Raw genomic sequence first — 16406 nt, forward strand, 5'->3', positions numbered from 1 at the left:
TTGATGAAATGAATTTAGCTAAAAATAAATTTCTGGTTATTTCATTCTTAATACTTTTCATTTCCTTCGAGTTATCGGCCCAAAATGTTGAGTTTACTTTTCTAAATAGCAATTCGAACAAAAGACTTCGGATCGACCTTTCTTCTCATTTAATCTTTGAAGAAATCTCGGCAAATAAATGGAATCCCTTGGGTGAACTTACTTTCGAAAATGTTGATTTAAAATTGATTTTACCTGTATATCAATTTAATGCCTTTAAAACAAAGTCCGATTTTATAATTACAATCCCAGGTACCGGCCAAGTTTATAAACTTTATATAAAAGATTTACTTTTAAAAAGAATAGATAAATCTTTTCATACTGGCTATAATTTCCAATCTGTTCAATTTCTTAGAAAAGATACACTTTTCAGTTTTGGTGGATATGGATTTTGGCAATACCATAATATTTTAACCTATTTTGATCAAAATAGCTCGGAATGGGAAACTTATACTCAACTCGACGAAAGCCCTGAAAGGTTCACTAATCGATTTTCCTGTTATTCACCAAAGAATGATAAAGTATATGCATTGGAATTACCCAGACCATTTCAATTTGCAAAAACAAAAAAATACACTTTTTGGGAATTTGATTTCAATACAAAAACTTGGAAACGAATTGGAAAAATTAATGATCGATTGGCATTAATGCTACCAGAAACAAAACCAGCAGGTCCATATTTTCTCTTTAAATATCAAAACTCAAATCTAATTGCTGATCCTGAATCTAATAAAGTTTATTCCTACGAAGGTCCGCATACAAAATTAACAGATGCCCTAGATCAAGAAATTACACATTACAATAAAAATAAAATATTCTCATATCAAAAATTTCTAGTTGGGAACAAGGTTAATTTTCTTATAGATTCCACATCAATAGATACATTATTTAAACAGTCCAAACTCTTATTTAAACTATATGAGACTGAGGACAACATTCTTTATGATTCCATTTTTATCACCTTTTCACTAATACTAATTTTAATAGCACTTTATTATTTCATTTACCAAAAAAGAAGAAGGATTAAAATTTACACTGATGATTTAAATTCCTTTTCAAATTTTGAAATTGAAATTTTACATAAAATGTACTCAAAAGGGTTTAATTATGAATTCTCTTCTGACGAACTAAATGAAATATTGGGAGCTGAAAAAAAACCAATTGAGACCCAAAGACAAATTCGTTCTAGATTCATTAGTACAGTAAATCAAAAAGCTAACCTACTTTTTCAAATATCAAATAGTATCAATCGACAAAAATCAAATTTAGATAAAAGATATACTATCTATAAATTAAGCGAAAACTTCTATCCATTGCTTGAGCCATTTTTTAAAGATTGATTTTGAATCAAAACAGTATCTTTGTAGAACATACCCATGCAAAGATATTTTAAATGAAAGTATTACAAATAGTAGGTGCCAGACCTAATTTCATGAAAGTAGCACCTCTACACCGTGCCATCCAACAAATGGAAGGTTGGGAATCCAAAATTGTACATACTGGTCAGCATTTTGATGCCAAAATGAGTGATGTGTTTTTCACGCAATTAGAACTTCCTAAACCCGACTTTTTCCTAGGTATTGGTGGTGGTACACAATCTGAAGTTACCGCCAAAATCATGTTGGCTTTTGAACCCATCGTTCAAGCTGAGAAACCGGATTTGATTATTGTAGTGGGTGACGTAACCTCTACTCTCGCATGCACCTTGGTGGCCATCAAAATGGATATCCCTGTAGCCCATGTAGAAGCTGGTTTACGCAGTGGCGACCGCAAAATGCCTGAAGAAATTAATCGAATTTTAACGGACTCTGTAGCTAATTACCTTTTTGTCACAGAGGAAAGCGGCATGCAACACCTTAAAAATGAAGGTGTGGCTCCCGAAAAAGTATTCTTTGTGGGAAATGTCATGATAGATTCCCTAGAACGCTACCGTGAAAAGGCCAAACAGAGTACCATCATGGCGGATTTGCAGGTTCAACCCAAGCAATTTATCGTGGTGACCATGCACCGTCCAGCCAATGTAGATACCGAACAAGGGCTTCATTCCATCTTGGAATTATTGGAATTGAGTACTTCTCAAACCAAGGTGGTATTTCCAATCCACCCAAGAACGAGAGCCCATATCGATAAGTTTCAGTTATCGAATCGACTGAATCAAATTCCGAATTTAATATTAACGGAGCCTTTGGGTTATTTGGAATTCATTCAATTGATGTCCAATGCCTCCGCTATCTTAACGGATTCGGGGGGAATCCAAGAAGAAACTACTTACCTAGGAATTCCTTGCCTAACTTTCCGAGATAGTACAGAAAGACCCATCACTGTTACTTTGGGAACAAATCAATTATTGGCAGATTTAGATCCTAAGAAAACCTATGCCGCCTTACTTGCCATTTTGAATGGTGAAGTCAAAAAAGGGGAAGTACCTCCGCTTTGGGATGGACATACAGCCGACAGAATTGCCGCCATTATTCACCAATTGTTCCCTCATTCATGAGCCCAAACAGACCCTTGAAAATCGTTTTACTCTCCTACCATAATCACAATGGTGGAGCGGCGATTGCCTGCGGTCGACTGCATGATGCTTTGGAGAAAGCGGGGCATCACGTTAAACTATTAGTTCAAGAGAAGTCGGGTGAAGATGCTAGTATTTCTCTCGCTTCCTCTCCTTGGAAAAAGTGGATGGCTTTCCTTCGGTTCGTTGCAGAAAGGCTCTATTTTGCCCGATTTGAACGAGATAAATCCATCCGCTTCCTATTTAATCCTGGCATTTTCGGCCAAGATATCTCCCAACATCCTGCTGTCCAAGAGGCTGATATCATTCATTTACATTGGGTCAACTTTGGTTTTCTTTCCATTGATTCGATAGAAAAACTCTTGCAATTAAATAAACCCATCTTCTGGACTCTCCATGATATGTGGGCATTCACGGGTGGATGCCACCATAGTGGCTCATGCCAAGGTTTTGAGCAGGCATGTGGTCACTGTAAGTTTTTAGCCAAACCGAAGTCACGAGATTTGTCACAACAATTGTGGGCTAAAAAAAATAAGCAATTTCATTATCCCAATTTGCACATCATCACCTGCTCCGACTGGCTTGGAAATCGAGCCAAATCAAGTAGTATTTTGCAAGGTGCTCCAATAAAAACCATCGCAAACCCCATAGATATCAACATCTTCCAACCAGGGGATGCAACTCAAGCCAAGATCTCTTTGGGACTTAATCCCGATAAACAGTATTTATTGTTTGTTGCCATGCGGGTCTCTGCCCCAGAAAAAGGCTTTAGCTATTTAAAAACCGCCATACAACAGTGGTCCGAACAACATCCAGACATGGCTAAACAAACGGAACTTTTGGTCGTGGGTGAAATTTCAGATCCAGATATCATGCAATCATTGGCATTGAACATACATACTTTGGGAAAAGTACAGGATGTCTCAACGATGATATTAGCCTACCAATCTGCCGCCATGTTTATTACCCCTTCTTTAGAAGAAAACCTACCCAATACCATCATGGAAGCTATGGCTTGCGGAACACCTTGCTTAGGTTTTCAAGTCGGTGGAATCCCCGAAATGATTGACCATCAGACAAATGGTTACGTGGCTCAGAAACTTGATGCGGCAGACCTTTGCCAAGGAATTACCTACATACTTGCTCTTTCCTATGAACTAGGTTTAGAGGCAAGAAAAAAAGTAATCACGCAATATGAGGCCTCCATCATTGCCCAAAAACATCTTCAGTTCTATCAAACCAGCCTTTAAGTATGTCGAAACTTCTTAGTATCATCACCGTCACTTACCAAGCTGAAGATTACATTGAAAATACCTTACGCAGTATTTTTTCTCAAGGGGAATTGGACTTTGAAGTCATCATCATCGATGGTGGCTCGCGTGACCGCACGTTGGAGTTGGTCAATCATTACGCCTCGCAGATAGCACATGTTGTATCTGAGCCAGACAAAGGCATTTACGATGCCATGAACAAGGGAATGCAACTGGCTAGTGGTAAGTACCTCTATTTTTTAAATGCTGGTGATACTTTTGCGGATCCAGATACACTCCGACAAATCTTGATCGACTTACAAAAAGATCCTGATGTATTGTACGGAGATGCCATATTTGTCAATCCAGCTGGAAAGGCCATTGGTTTACGTTCAGAAGTTAGCCCCCATCCACTTCCCCAGAACTTGACTTGGAAAGACTTTGACAAAGGCATGTTGGTTTGCCATCAATCTTTCATAGCCAAAAGGGAAATAGCTCCGCCATTTTCTATGGATTATCGGATGAGTTCCGATATTGATTGGGAGATCAATTGTTTAAAATTGGCCCAAAGCATCCAAAAGACACAATATCCCATTTGTCGGTATTTAATGGGTGGTGCCTCCGTAAAAAATCTAAAAACAACCTGGAAAGAACGATTTCAAATACTAAGCAAGCACTTTGGATTTTTCACCACTTGTATCAACCATCTGATTATCATCATACGTGGCCTACTTTTTACTTGGCAAAAAAAAGGTAAATACTGGTAATCTTTTATAATTTTATAAGAATATGAAAAAACTAAACTACTTACTTATACTATGTTTGCTTTTATCTGGGCCCATCAGCTGGGGACAAAAGTTCAAATTAGAAACCAGTGTAGGTAGTAGCCATGTTATGTGGTATGAAAATCAACAAACCATAGATTTCTCCACACAAATCACGTTTCAAAAGCCCAATTCCAAAAAACTGTTTTTCGTGAGGCTAAAAACTTACGGCAATACCCATCATTCTCCTGTGGACCTCGCCAATTATAGCTTTATTGAACCTCAAAATGCCCCTTCTAATTTAAACAATTTAGAATCAGCCTACCGTGGCGGAGAGGCTGAATTGGGTATTAAATGGCAACATAAAGCAAAAAAAGTGGAGCCTTTTCTCTTTCCTATGGTAAGTATTTACAGTAAATCTTTAGCTAGAAGAATTTCAACGCCCACTTATAAATACATAGAAGAAGAAAAATACAGCTTGCATGGAATCACAGCAGGTTTTGGATTGAAAATTCCCGGAAAAAGTGATTTTACTGTTTCTGCTCAGGTTTTTGAACCCATCATCCGAGAAGTAACACTATTTGGGCGCTATGTGGGTGTTCCCTTTCAAACACTGAGTACAGCCAATGATTTATCTTTTAAAGGGAAAATTGAATATAAACGCCAACAAATCGGGGCAACTTTCATGTATGAATTACTTAACTTGGGCTCATCCTCGAATCCAAATTCTAAATCAATTCCTGCTTCGAGTGTACATTTTCTTTCTGCCTACCTTACCTACTATTTTTAATGAAAATACGCTTTACTTCTATCATCAGGATTTGTATTTTTCTACTTATCCCTACTTTAGCTTGGGCACAAACTAAGGACGAATTTTCGAATAAAACATTAGCGAATGTAGAAGTACAAGCCTTTGAAAAGAAACGTAATCCTCTACGTTCTCCAGATGCCATAGTTTTACTAGATTCTAGTAAACTACAGGTAGGAAATGCCCTAAGTTTCTTGCCCGCATTAAATTCGCAGGCAGGTATTCGGATGGAAGAACGCTCACCAGGTAGTTATCGTTTAGCCATCCGCGGTAGCTCACTTCGTGCTCCATTTGGTGTAAGAAACGTGAAAATATATTGGAACCAAATGTCTTTTACCGATGCGGGAAATAATTCCTATTTTTCCTTATTGGATCCTGAGCAATTTCAACAATTAGTGGTCTCCAAAGGTCCGAGTGGTGGCTTGTATGGAGCTGGAACAGGTGGTGTGTTGCTACTTTCAAGCCAGGCATACCGTGCCCCATCTGTTCAGCATCAAGAACTTTTCCATTCCTTAGGAGGATACAAGCAATCCTGGGACATCCGATTAGGAAAACCTAGCAGCTCTCACCGTTTTTATACTTCATTTTGGCAACAACAAGGATACCGTGATCAGTCGGCCATGAAAAAGCAATGGTTCTCCTATGAATGGAACAAAAGTTTTGGGACAACCGGAGCCATCAATTTAATCGCCTATTATGGGGATTTGGCCTATCAAACTCCTGGTGGTTTGACCTTAAAGCAATACCAAGAAAACCCCATTCAGGCCAGACCTGCCGCGGGAATCAACCGAGGGGCTATCGAACAAATGGCCACATTTAAGTTGAAAAGTTATTTTGTAGGAGCTCACATTTCCAATGCTTGGAATGCCAACTGGGCCTGGGATGCCATACATGCTGTACAAGTGAACAGCATAGAAAACCCGACCATTCGAAACTATGAATTCCGTGAAGAACCTAACCTGAATAACCGAGGTGTTATCCATTACAAACAAGCTGCTGGAAAAGGTCAATTTACCTGGGATCTAGGATATGAATTTCAGGTGGGACAATTTGATAGCCGCACGTATGGTAACCGAAAAGGGGTGAAAGACACCTTACAATTTGAACAAAATACACGCGTGCAGCAAGGTGGTATTTTTACCCAATTGGAATATGACGGTCTGAAAAATTGGGCCTTTACGTTGGCAGGTAGTTACAATAAACTGTGGACCGAGTTTCAATCCAGTGAAGGTATTTTTTCTCCCAGACTGGCCATCATAAGAAGGATAGGAGCAAATCAAAATCTAGTAGCCAAAGTAGCCCATGGATTTTCACCTCCAAGCATCGCTGAAATTAGACCATCTACCAATGTCATCAATCGTTCTTTGAGAGCAGAAAAAGGCTGGAATTATGAACTTAGTTATCGCGGATGGAGTCCTACTGCTAATTTAACCTGGGATCTTAGCCTATACCAATTCAATTTAGATGAAACTATCGTCTTGAGAAGAGCGGCTGATGGGGCTGATTTTTATGACAATGTAGGGAAAACGACCCAACAAGGAATGGAATTAAGCCTACAATGGACAGCTACTCCTTTCCTTCAAGTACTATCCGCAACTACTTGGCAAAATTTTAGATTTACGGATTACAGCAGTGCAGGAAGAAGCTTTAATGGCAATTTCTTGACAGGCACCAGCCCTTTCCAGCAATCCTTACTCTTTGTTTGGAAAATATTACCAGGTTTAAACTGGAACCAGCAGTTCCTAATGACTGATTACTTGTATCTGAACGATGCCAATACGGACATCCTTCCTTCGAGTCGGGTTTGGAATAGCAAGATCTCTTACCGCAAAAATAGGACTAAATACACCTGGGAATTATGGCTTGCCGCGGATAATATTGGAAACGAAAAATACAGTGCGGGTCCCGATCTAAATGCTGTGGGTGCCCGATATTTTAATGCTTCACCCGGAAGAAATTTTTCAGGAGGACTTACTTTGAACTTCTTTTAATTAAGACGGGCGAGTAAAATTCAATTTTTCCATTAAATCACTAGCATGTGAATCACTGACAGGTATTTCAAATGTACCAATTTTGATTCTTTGTTGCTTGATGGATTCAATTTTCCGCATGTTCACAATAAAGGACTTATGAACGCGCATGAAAGAATGATTAATCACTTTGGCTTCCATAGACTTCATGGTCAGTTTCGTCAAGATTGGTCTTCTCTCTCCTTCCAAATAAATTTTGACATAATCCTTTAAACCCTCGATATGGGTGATTTGGGGAATGGATATTCGAACCAAGGCATACTCCACATTCACAAAAAAGAAATCTTCCTGAGGTAGTTCAGAATTAGCCGCTTTGGGGCTAGCCTCCAATTTATTTTTCTTGTTTTGAAATAAGTCCAAAGCTTTATGTGCAGCTAAGCTAAATCGCTCAATACTAACCGGTTTCATCAAATAATCCACCACATCCAATTCATAGCTTTCCACAGCATAATGATCATAGGCCGTAACCAATATGGTCAATGGTTTTTCTTTCAAGGTCTGCAAAAATTGGGTACCCAACATACCCGGCATTTGAATATCCAGAAAGATTAAATCCACCGTTTGTGTTTGTAACACTTCCATGGCTTCAAAAGCATTTTTGCAAGATGCTACCAAATGCAAGAAAGGCAATTGTCTAACATTCTCTTCCAATAACTTTCTGCCCATGTTTTCATCATCGACAACAATACACTGTAGCTTTTCCATATGCCTATATTTTATGCAATTTCATGCGTAATCCTACTTTAAAATCCTTTTCTACATCTTCGATAACCAATACGTGTCTACCTTTATAGAGTAGCTCTAATCGACGACGAACATTTTTTAATCCAATACCTGAGCTTTCATCTTTTACCCTGGGATCATGGTCACCTTTCTTATTTTCTACCTTAAATTCCAAAATACCATCTTCAATCCCAAAGCTTATTTTTATAACTGGGTTAATGACAAATCCAACCCCATGTTTAAAAGCATTTTCCACAAATGGAATCAATAACATGGGTTCAATGACGCAATTATTCACTTTACCCTTGACTTCAAATTCTATTTTCACATCGTCATCAAAACGCATTTTTTGTAAGTCAATGTAATTCTTTAAGTATTCCAATTCCTTATTCAATGGAATCATGGATTGATCTGAATCATACAACATGTAGCGCATTAAATTCGATAAGCGAATGGTTACATCCTCAGCTTGTTTATCGGCTTTGGTACGTATTAAATACACAATGCTATTTAAGACATTGAAGATGAAATGGGGAGAAATCTGAGAACGAAGAAAGGATAATTCCGACTTCATTTGCTCGTTTTTCGATTCCTCATTGCGCGCTTCAATGGTAATAAACTCCAACAATAATCCATAAGTAGAGGCAATTCCCGTAATCATGATCAAGGGAAAAAAGCCCTTGATGGTAGGCCATTCCAAAGCACTGTCGTCAAAAGGCAATACATAGGCCATCACGAAATACTGGATAAACCAAAAGGATATCACCAATAAAATTACGGATACGATGTAGGAGAACACGCCGCCTTGCCTAAAGACAATAGGAATCAACACTAAAGTAATGGTATAGAACATGGGCACTACGGTGCAAATTTCCACCCAAATATGCTCTGTGAATTCCGGGTTTTGATGTGGATGAGGATGCTCGTTGGAGTGCGATTGATGTACAGGACTTAATAAGGGTAAACCTATCCACAATCCCCATAAAATAAGGTTGAAAAGTATTTTAAAAGTTCGTTGAGATTTAGGTTGTAATAAAGCCTTCCACATATATGTAATATATTGTACACAAAGCTAGCCAATCTGCACCAAATTAGAAATCCACTCTTCTAGTCAGCAAAATGCATCGACGAATAGCCGAATTTCGACTTCAAGAGAAATTACGAAGGCTTATCGACAAAATAAGGGTATACATCCTCCTTTCAACTAGGCTAATCGAATAAACAAATTAACTTAAGAAAAGCTATTTACCTTCGGAACATCAAGTCAAACCAACATTATATGAAGCTTTATTCAATCCGCCCCTTAATCCTCTGTTTATCCGTGTTCCTGTCTAATGTTGCTTTAGCTCAAACAACGCTATCTTCCCAAGATAGTAAAGAGAGTAAAAATGCTTCTGAAACCAAAACTTTACTTAAAGGAGGAGTCTCTCCCAAAATCAAAAGTTTTGGTTTATCCTTTTCACCCCTAGTTCAATTTGGACAATTGGGTCCTCAGCAAGGAGGTATTTTAGCCTTGCATCTCAATAATAAATGGGAAATTGGCGCTGGTTTTTTAGGAAGTATGCGACACAGAAATGAAATTTATTCCAATGATTTAAGACAACAATTCTCTGCTTTATCCTTGGCTTACACCCCTAATGCAAACAAATTAGTCCATCTAAGTTTTCCTTTGATGATTGGAGTTATTCGTTATCAAGATGAAATGATGTTGGCAAGTATGCCAGGCCCAGGTGGAAGATATGATAATTTTTATTGGAGAAATGGACGTAATGCTTTTGGCTTACAACCGGGTATCAATGCTGAGCTAAATGTGCATAAATACATTCGCTTGTTCGCTGGTGCTAATTATCGATTAGCCATAGGGAAAGATGAGCTACCAGAACTTTCAGGACTTTCAGGCCAAGTAGGTTTAAAAGTAGGATTCTTTAATCATAAGATTAACCATAAAAAATAATATCTGCTCTCTGAATATAAAAAAAGGCGAACCGTGTGGTTCGCCTTTTTCTTTGTGATCTAGTGACCTTAGAAATTTCTTTCTCCTGCTTCTCTTTTACCTAATAGCACCGCACCTACCATCGCTACAAAGAACAAGATCGAAACCAATTCAAAGGGAAGTAAAAACTCTCCATAAAGAACTTGACCTAGGTTCTCAACCATACCCGTTTGTGAATTAAACTTCTCCAAAGCAGGCCCTGGAATAGTATTTTTACGAATAATCGCTATTAGAATCACCAATAAAGTACCTGCCACAACAGAACCCGCCAATTTGGTCAATGAACTCTTAGATTCAGGAATGTTTTTCTTTAAATCAAACATCATGATCACAAACAAAAACAGTACCATGATGGCTCCCGCATAAACGATGATGTTAACTGCCATCAAAAACTGAGCGTTCAGCAAAACATAATGCGCTGAAATACAGAAAAAGGTAAATACTAAATACAAGACACTGTGAATGGGATTTTTAGAAATAATCACCATCAGCGCACTTAATAAAGTCAAGGCCGATAAAAAGTACCAAATATTAGAAATCTCCATACATCAATTTATTTCCAACCATCGCGCAAATAGCGATGATCCATTTTTTCAACTAATTTATCTTTACCCCAAATCACTTCATCACGTTGGTGGAATACAGGTACCATGGTGTCATGTCGCAAGAAAATAGCCTCTTTAGGGCAAGCTTCTTCGCATAATCCACAAAAAATACAACGCAGCATATTGACCTCATATACCTTGGCATATTTCTCTTCACGGTATAAAGTCTCCTCTCCTGCTTTTCTCTCTTCAGCTACCATCGAAATAGCTTCGGCTGGACAAGCCACGGCACATAGACCGCAAGCAGTACAACGCTCCGCTCCTGCTTCATCACGCTTTAAGATATGCTGACCACGGTACACTGGACCTAAATAGCGTGTTTGTTCTGGGTAGCGAATAGTAACAGGCTTCGAAAAGAAGTGTTTTAAGGTAATGGCCATACCTCCTACAATGGCAGGTAAGTACATGCGCTCTGCTAGGGTCATTTCCCCTTGCTCCAACACCTTGGTTTTATTGCTTAATTTCATATACCTAAGCTATTTTTTTCTTAACTAATAATTGATCATACACGAACAATGCTGCGATTAATAGTACTAATCCAGCAATGGACACCATGAAGGGTTTACCTACCAAAATTCCAAAACCTGTGACAACCACATTGTACATGGCCAATGGTATTAAGCCTGTCCAACCCAAGTTCATCAATTGATCATAACGGAATCTTGGAATGGTCCAACGAACCCACATAAAGACAAAAACAAAGCCTAAAGACTTTCCTATCAAAGCTCCAACACCTACAAAGCTAGCTACATTACTTCCAAACTGCTGAGTAACAAAATCTACCCCGGGATAATCATATCCTCCGAAGTACAAAGTTGCCATCACTGCTCCTGAAATAAACATATTGATGTATTCCGCAAACAGGTAGAAACCTAATTTCATAGAAGAATACTCGGTATGGTAGCCTCCAATTAATTCTGTCTCACATTCTGGTAAATCAAATGGCGTACGATTACACTCGGCAAAGGCACAAATAATAAAAATTAGGAATCCTAAAGGCTGATAGAATATATTCCAATGTCCATTTTGTTGGACTTCTACAATCTCTTTGGTAGATAAAGATCCCGTAATCATCAAAATGGTGATGATGGCCATACCCATCGCCAATTCATAAGAAATGTTTTGGGAAGCGGCACGAATAGCTCCTAACAGCGCAAATTTATTGTTAGAAGCCCAGCCTCCAATCATGATGCCATAAACACCTAAAGAAACAATACCGAATACCCACAAAATACCGATGTTCACATCAATTCCTTGTAGATCAAATGTTGCACCTCCTATGGTGACCGTATCACCAAAAGGCACAACTGCAGAAGTCATCAAAGCTGTTAACATAGATAAACAAGGTCCGGCAATGAACAACCATTTGTTGGAATTTGCTGGAATAAAATCCTCTTTCATGAACATCTTCACGGCATCTGCCAAAGGCTGTAAAATACCAAAAGGACCTGCGCGGTCTGGACCAATACGATCCTGCATGAACGCGGCAATCTTTCGTTCAAAATAAGTTGAATAAGCAGCCACGCCCAAGGTAATCGCAAATACGACTCCAACGATGATGGCTTTTGCTATAAAAACGGTATTAATTAATTCCATAATTATTATTTCTTTTCTGAACTGGGAAGACTCTTTCTAGCAGGTAAAAAACTACGATCACGATCATCATCAATAAGCTTATACGCTAAAGCCGCTTGCTTGATCGGGAAGGATGGATTAATCAAATTAGCTCCATATTTATTGGCTGAAATAACCGAATGCCGGGCTATTTTGGTAGGACCTTCAATCACCCAATCCGAGGTTTTTTTACGCTCAAAACGACAAGTATTGCAAATGAATTCCTTCACTTCTCCCCACTCATTTTTACGTCCCGTAACTCGGATTACCTCATCTCCACGATACCACAAAGTCACATTTCCGGAACATTTATCGCAGTCGCAATGCGCATCTTCAGGTTTAGAAAACCAAACTCGACTCTTAAATCGGTACGTTCTATCCGTTAAAGCTCCAACCGGGCATACATCAATCACATTACCTGAGAAATCATTATCAATGGCCTTTTCAATGTAAGTACTAATCTCCGCATGGTCACCACGGTGCATCACACCATGAACACGGCCTTCGGTTAATTGGTCTGCAGCATATACACAACGGTAACATAAAATGCAACGATTCATGTTTAGTTTGATGTAAGGACCTAAATCAACGGGTTCAAAGGTATTTCTATCTTCGATAGTTCGGGTGGAAGAAACGCCATGTTCAAAAGAGAAATCTTGTAAATGACATTCTCCTGCTTGATCACAAACAGGACAATCCAATGGGTGATTTAACAATAAAAACTCCACAATGCCTTTTCTAGTCTCCAATACCTGCTCATTGATGGTATTCTCCACAATCATGCCCTCTTGAACCGTAGTTATGCATGAAGGAACTAATTTAGGCATAGGACGAGGGTCTTTTTCAGAACCAGCCGTCACTTTCACCAAGCAACCGCGGCATTTACCACCAGTTCCTTTCAATGGCTCATAGTAACACATAGCAGGCGGAGCAATCTCCGGACCAATCATCCTTGCTGCCTGCATGATGGTAGTACCTGGTTCTACCTCTAAAGTGATATTATCAATTGTTACTTTCATTTTCTATTTTTAAGGGTTTAAGCCCTTGATCCATGTTCAATTAAAGATCTTTTTCTAGTTCAGCCCAACGTTCCATAAACGCTTTTACGGTATATTGAGTAGATCTAATTTTTAATTTTTCACCTGTTGCTAAGCGATCAGTTTCAGAAGCATTCAGCCAATGTATGATTAAATCCGCCATTTGACCTTCATCCATATAATCAACTAACAATCCTTCTAAACCCTGTGTGAAATCGGCTATGCCTCCACTCTCCTGAAAACCTAACACAGGTTTCGCTTGGTGGCCAGCTTCTAACATCACCAATGGAAAAGGATCTTCGCGAGAAGATAGAAAAAATAAATCCATGGCTTCAAAATAAGCTCTAGTATCTGCTTTAGCTGGAATCAAATGCACTTGTGCACCCACATCCCATTTTTCTTTTTCTTCTATAAGCTCTGCTGAATACAGGTTATCTCCCATCCCTAACCAGACAAAATGAACTTCAGGTTTCAAACGAATTACCTGTCTGGCAACTCGAATAAATACATCCGTTCCTTTTCTCCATTCGGCCAATCCGCAACCCAAAACCATAGGGCTGGAGGCTGGGATATTCAACTGTTCCCGAACTTGCTCGGAAGTGCTGGATTTAGCTTTGGCTAATTCAGCTACCGGAGGCAACAAGGCCAATTTTTCGCTAGATATTTCGTATTTCTCCTTCAATAATAGCCTCACTTGTTCTGAAACCGCATACACATGCTTCACTTTCTGAGCCAAAAACTGCATATCTTTTTCCGAGGCATACGTCTCGCAAGAAAATTTCAATTCATGCACATAAGCGCCAAAAGCAATTTTTAGGGAAGACAGCTGTTGCATCAAGGATAAAGATGCCACCGTATTTCCTAAAATTAAATCAAATTTTTGCTGGCGAAACTCGCTCAGCATTTTTTTAACTTCGGCTTTATTGGGTTCTCGATCTGGTGAACTTTCCTCTCTTTTGAGAAAAGGTATTTTCTTTAATATATTTCTAGTCTTGCTATGCTCTCTCTTCCAAATCCATACTTCCGCATATTTACGGTAGCTAGCGAGTAAATCCCCTCCTTTTTCTAATAACAAATATCCCTTATTCCCGTTCGCCGCATTTTCCTTAAGCCAATGCAATAAAACCAATTGTGCACCAGCACGGTTGGCATCATGCCCTACAAAAAGAATTTTGGCTCCCATCATTAATTAGACCAGCTAGCACCAGGACGCATATAAACAGCACCAGGTTGAGTCGCTAATTCAGGATGATCAATATGCCATTCAAACTCATCTCTAAAATGACGAATTGCTGCTGATACTGGCCAAGCAGCCGCATCACCTAATGGGCAAATCGTATTTCCTTCTATTTTCTTAGCTACATCCACTAACAAATCAATATCTTCTTTTCGTCCTTGGCCTAATTCAATTCGCTTAATAACTTTATCCATCCAGCCCGTACCTTCTCTACATGGAGAACATTGTCCACATGATTCATGGTGATAAAAACGGGCAAAAGTCAAGGTATTATGTACGATACAAGTCGTTTCATCCATCACAATAAATCCACCTGAACCTAACATGGTTCCTGTAGCAAAACCACCGTCCGACAAAGACTCATACGTCATTAATCGCTTTTCGCCTGTTGCGGTTGTTAAAATCATCTCCGCAGGCAGAATAGGCACCGAAGAACCTCCAGCTACGACTGCTTTTAATTTATGACCATCTCGTATTCCGCCACACCATTCATCTGAATAAATAAAATCTTCTACTGTAATTCCCAATGGAATTTCATACACCCCAGGCTTACGAATATGCCCTGAAGCTGAAATCAATTTAGTACCAGTACTTCTTCCCACACCAATCTGTGCATAGGCATCACCACCGTTATTCACAATCCAAGAAGTAGCGGCAATAGACTCCACATTGTTTACCACGGTAGGGCATTGCCACAAACCTTTTACAGCTGGGAATGGTGGCTTATTACGCGGGTTACCCCGTTTCCCTTCCAATGACTCCAATAATGCTGTTTCCTCACCACAGATGTAAGCACCTCCGCCCGACTGAACAAACAAGTCCAAATCGTAGCCAGAGCCTAAAATATTTTTACCCAATAAACCTTTATCATAAGCTTCTTGGATTGCTTTTTCTAAAATATGAATCACATACATCAATTCACCACGAACGTAGATATACGATGTATTGGCACCTAAAGCAAAGCTGGACACAATCATACCTTCAATCAAGGTATGAGGCGATTTCCACATCAAATAATGATCCTTAAAGGTACCTGGTTCAGATTCATCGGCATTACATACCAAATAACGAGGGACGCCTTCTGGTTTTGCCAAAAACGACCACTTCATTCCTACAGGGAAACCTGCTCCTCCACGACCACGCAAACCTGATTTTTTTACTTCTTCAGTAACTTCATCGGGAGTCATTTTTTTCAATGCTTTTTCCACCGCTTGGTACCCACCATGCTTACGATAAACATCAATCGTCTCTATTCCTGGTACCTCAATATGTTCGGTTAATATCTTCATCCTCGCTTATTTTCCTAATTCATCAATGATTTGATCTACCTTCTCCTTGGTCAAGTGCATGTAAAACTTCTCACGAATCTGAAATACAGGTCCCCAACCACAAGCTGCCAAACACTCTACTTCCTTCACCGTGAACTTTCCATCGGCGGAAGTTCCACCCGTTTCCACACCCAATCGTTTTTTCAAGTGGTCATAAACTTCTACTCCACCCATTAAACAGCAAGGACCAGTTCGGCAATACTCGATTACATGTTCTCCTACCGGTTCTAAATGGAACATGGTATAAAAACTAGCCACTTCATATACCTCAATAGGCTTGATGGACAACAAAGTAGCCACATAATCCATCACTTCTGGACTACACCATTTCCACTCAGCTTGGGCTAAATGCAAAATAGGCAGAAGTGCCGACTTCTGTTTCCCTTCTGGGTAACGAGCGATGATTTTCTTCACTAAATCCAGCGTTTCTGCCGGGAAAACTATGTTATTCTTACCTTCCATG

16 protein-coding genes are annotated in these 16406 nt (G+C 39.2%); 7 read left to right on the forward strand and 9 right to left on the reverse strand.

Translation table 11 applies throughout. The annotated features are described in order from the left end of the window. The first annotated feature begins 8 nt into the window (after nucleotides 1-8). From U0R11_RS00600 to U0R11_RS00625, 6 genes are read left to right on the forward strand one after another with little or no spacing between them, the layout of a single operon-like run. On the forward strand, nucleotides 9-1379 hold the full coding sequence (locus U0R11_RS00600) for a hypothetical protein (RefSeq protein WP_406749321.1): 1371 nt from the start codon (nucleotides 9-11) through the stop codon (nucleotides 1377-1379). A 53-nt stretch (nucleotides 1380-1432) separates the two neighbouring features. Then, on the forward strand, nucleotides 1433-2536 hold the full coding sequence (wecB, locus tag U0R11_RS00605) for a non-hydrolyzing UDP-N-acetylglucosamine 2-epimerase (RefSeq protein ID WP_406749322.1): 1104 nt from the start codon (nucleotides 1433-1435) through the stop codon (nucleotides 2534-2536). Beyond that, nucleotides 2533-3804, forward strand: coding sequence for a glycosyltransferase (locus U0R11_RS00610; RefSeq protein ID WP_406749323.1), 1272 nt, complete (start codon nucleotides 2533-2535; stop codon nucleotides 3802-3804). Before wecB ends, U0R11_RS00610 begins: the two co-directional genes overlap by 4 nt. Before the next feature lie 2 nt (nucleotides 3805-3806). Next, complete coding sequence (locus U0R11_RS00615) at nucleotides 3807-4571, forward strand: glycosyltransferase family 2 protein (protein ID WP_406749324.1); 765 nt, start codon at nucleotides 3807-3809, stop codon at nucleotides 4569-4571. A 22-nt stretch (nucleotides 4572-4593) separates the two neighbouring features. Continuing rightward, complete coding sequence (locus tag U0R11_RS00620) at nucleotides 4594-5358, forward strand: hypothetical protein (protein ID WP_406749325.1); 765 nt, start codon at nucleotides 4594-4596, stop codon at nucleotides 5356-5358. Next, nucleotides 5358-7367 carry a TonB-dependent receptor gene (locus U0R11_RS00625; RefSeq protein WP_406749326.1) on the forward strand — a complete coding sequence of 670 codons (2010 nt, stop codon included), beginning with the start codon at nucleotides 5358-5360 and terminating at the stop codon, nucleotides 7365-7367. The genes U0R11_RS00620 and U0R11_RS00625 overlap by 1 nt, the downstream gene beginning before the upstream one ends. Here the strand turns inward: U0R11_RS00625 and U0R11_RS00630 are convergent, their stop codons facing one another. Then, nucleotides 7368-8111, reverse strand: a complete 744-nt coding sequence (locus U0R11_RS00630; protein ID WP_406749327.1) for a LytR/AlgR family response regulator transcription factor — start codon at nucleotides 8109-8111, stop codon at nucleotides 7368-7370. A 4-nt stretch (nucleotides 8112-8115) separates the two neighbouring features. Then, a complete protein-coding gene (locus tag U0R11_RS00635) occupies nucleotides 8116-9177 on the reverse strand; it encodes a sensor histidine kinase (RefSeq protein WP_406749328.1) in 1062 nt (353 codons plus the stop codon). A gap of 231 nt (nucleotides 9178-9408) precedes the next feature. Between U0R11_RS00635 and U0R11_RS00640 the strand changes: the two genes are divergently transcribed. Beyond that, a complete protein-coding gene (locus tag U0R11_RS00640) occupies nucleotides 9409-10083 on the forward strand; it encodes a hypothetical protein (protein ID WP_406749329.1) in 675 nt (224 codons plus the stop codon). 68 nt (nucleotides 10084-10151) lie between these two features. Here the strand turns inward: U0R11_RS00640 and U0R11_RS00645 are convergent, their stop codons facing one another. The 7 genes from U0R11_RS00645 to U0R11_RS00675 are packed head-to-tail and all read right to left on the reverse strand — an operon-like array spanning nucleotide 10152 to nucleotide 16405. Next, nucleotides 10152-10667, reverse strand: coding sequence for an NADH-quinone oxidoreductase subunit J family protein (locus U0R11_RS00645; protein WP_166232608.1), 516 nt, complete (start codon nucleotides 10665-10667; stop codon nucleotides 10152-10154). 8 nt (nucleotides 10668-10675) lie between these two features. Then, nucleotides 10676-11194, reverse strand: coding sequence for a NuoI/complex I 23 kDa subunit family protein (locus U0R11_RS00650; protein ID WP_406749330.1), 519 nt, complete (start codon nucleotides 11192-11194; stop codon nucleotides 10676-10678). 4 nt (nucleotides 11195-11198) lie between these two features. Next, nucleotides 11199-12323 (reverse strand): NADH-quinone oxidoreductase subunit NuoH, encoded by a 1125-nt coding sequence (gene nuoH, locus U0R11_RS00655; RefSeq protein WP_205753270.1) that lies wholly within the window; start codon nucleotides 12321-12323, stop codon nucleotides 11199-11201. A 5-nt stretch (nucleotides 12324-12328) separates the two neighbouring features. Further along, nucleotides 12329-13360: a 2Fe-2S iron-sulfur cluster-binding protein gene (locus U0R11_RS00660; protein ID WP_406749331.1), complete on the reverse strand. Its 1032-nt coding sequence runs from the start codon at nucleotides 13358-13360 to the stop codon at nucleotides 12329-12331. A gap of 40 nt (nucleotides 13361-13400) precedes the next feature. Then, a complete protein-coding gene (locus tag U0R11_RS00665; protein WP_406749332.1) occupies nucleotides 13401-14561 on the reverse strand; it encodes a glycosyltransferase in 1161 nt (386 codons plus the stop codon). 2 nt (nucleotides 14562-14563) lie between these two features. Further along, complete coding sequence (nuoF, locus tag U0R11_RS00670) at nucleotides 14564-15904, reverse strand: NADH-quinone oxidoreductase subunit NuoF (protein ID WP_406749333.1); 1341 nt, start codon at nucleotides 15902-15904, stop codon at nucleotides 14564-14566. A gap of 6 nt (nucleotides 15905-15910) precedes the next feature. Continuing rightward, a complete protein-coding gene (locus tag U0R11_RS00675) occupies nucleotides 15911-16405 on the reverse strand; it encodes an NADH-quinone oxidoreductase subunit NuoE family protein (RefSeq protein WP_406749334.1) in 495 nt (164 codons plus the stop codon). Nucleotide 16406 lies beyond the last annotated feature (1 nt).

This window comes from Aquirufa salirivi, from assembly GCF_045310485.1.
In the GTDB taxonomy this organism is placed as follows: Bacteria; Bacteroidota; Bacteroidia; order Cytophagales; family Spirosomataceae; genus Aquirufa; species Aquirufa salirivi.

What these genes read in the sequence shown, in the direction of transcription:
- U0R11_RS00660 (WP_406749331.1), bottom strand. Translation starts at nt 13,360, where the DNA reads ATGAAAGTAACAATTGATAATATCACTTTAGAGGTAGAACCAGGTACT.
- U0R11_RS00675 (WP_406749334.1), bottom strand. Translation starts at nt 16,405, where the DNA reads ATGGAAGGTAAGAATAACATAGTTTTCCCGGCAGAAACGCTGGATTTA.
- U0R11_RS00635 (WP_406749328.1), bottom strand. Translation starts at nt 9,177, where the DNA reads ATGTGGAAGGCTTTATTACAACCTAAATCTCAACGAACTTTTAAAATA.
- U0R11_RS00600 (WP_406749321.1), top strand. Translation starts at nt 9, where the DNA reads ATGAATTTAGCTAAAAATAAATTTCTGGTTATTTCATTCTTAATACTT.
- U0R11_RS00640 (WP_406749329.1), top strand. Translation starts at nt 9,409, where the DNA reads ATGAAGCTTTATTCAATCCGCCCCTTAATCCTCTGTTTATCCGTGTTC.
- U0R11_RS00645 (WP_166232608.1), bottom strand. Translation starts at nt 10,667, where the DNA reads ATGGAGATTTCTAATATTTGGTACTTTTTATCGGCCTTGACTTTATTA.
- wecB (WP_406749322.1), top strand. Translation starts at nt 1,433, where the DNA reads ATGAAAGTATTACAAATAGTAGGTGCCAGACCTAATTTCATGAAAGTA.
- U0R11_RS00630 (WP_406749327.1), bottom strand. Translation starts at nt 8,111, where the DNA reads ATGGAAAAGCTACAGTGTATTGTTGTCGATGATGAAAACATGGGCAGA.
- U0R11_RS00625 (WP_406749326.1), top strand. Translation starts at nt 5,358, where the DNA reads ATGAAAATACGCTTTACTTCTATCATCAGGATTTGTATTTTTCTACTT.
- U0R11_RS00610 (WP_406749323.1), top strand. Translation starts at nt 2,533, where the DNA reads ATGAGCCCAAACAGACCCTTGAAAATCGTTTTACTCTCCTACCATAAT.
- U0R11_RS00665 (WP_406749332.1), bottom strand. Translation starts at nt 14,561, where the DNA reads ATGGGAGCCAAAATTCTTTTTGTAGGGCATGATGCCAACCGTGCTGGT.
- U0R11_RS00620 (WP_406749325.1), top strand. Translation starts at nt 4,594, where the DNA reads ATGAAAAAACTAAACTACTTACTTATACTATGTTTGCTTTTATCTGGG.
- nuoH (WP_205753270.1), bottom strand. Translation starts at nt 12,323, where the DNA reads ATGGAATTAATTAATACCGTTTTTATAGCAAAAGCCATCATCGTTGGA.
- U0R11_RS00650 (WP_406749330.1), bottom strand. Translation starts at nt 11,194, where the DNA reads ATGAAATTAAGCAATAAAACCAAGGTGTTGGAGCAAGGGGAAATGACC.
- U0R11_RS00615 (WP_406749324.1), top strand. Translation starts at nt 3,807, where the DNA reads ATGTCGAAACTTCTTAGTATCATCACCGTCACTTACCAAGCTGAAGAT.
- nuoF (WP_406749333.1), bottom strand. Translation starts at nt 15,904, where the DNA reads ATGAAGATATTAACCGAACATATTGAGGTACCAGGAATAGAGACGATT.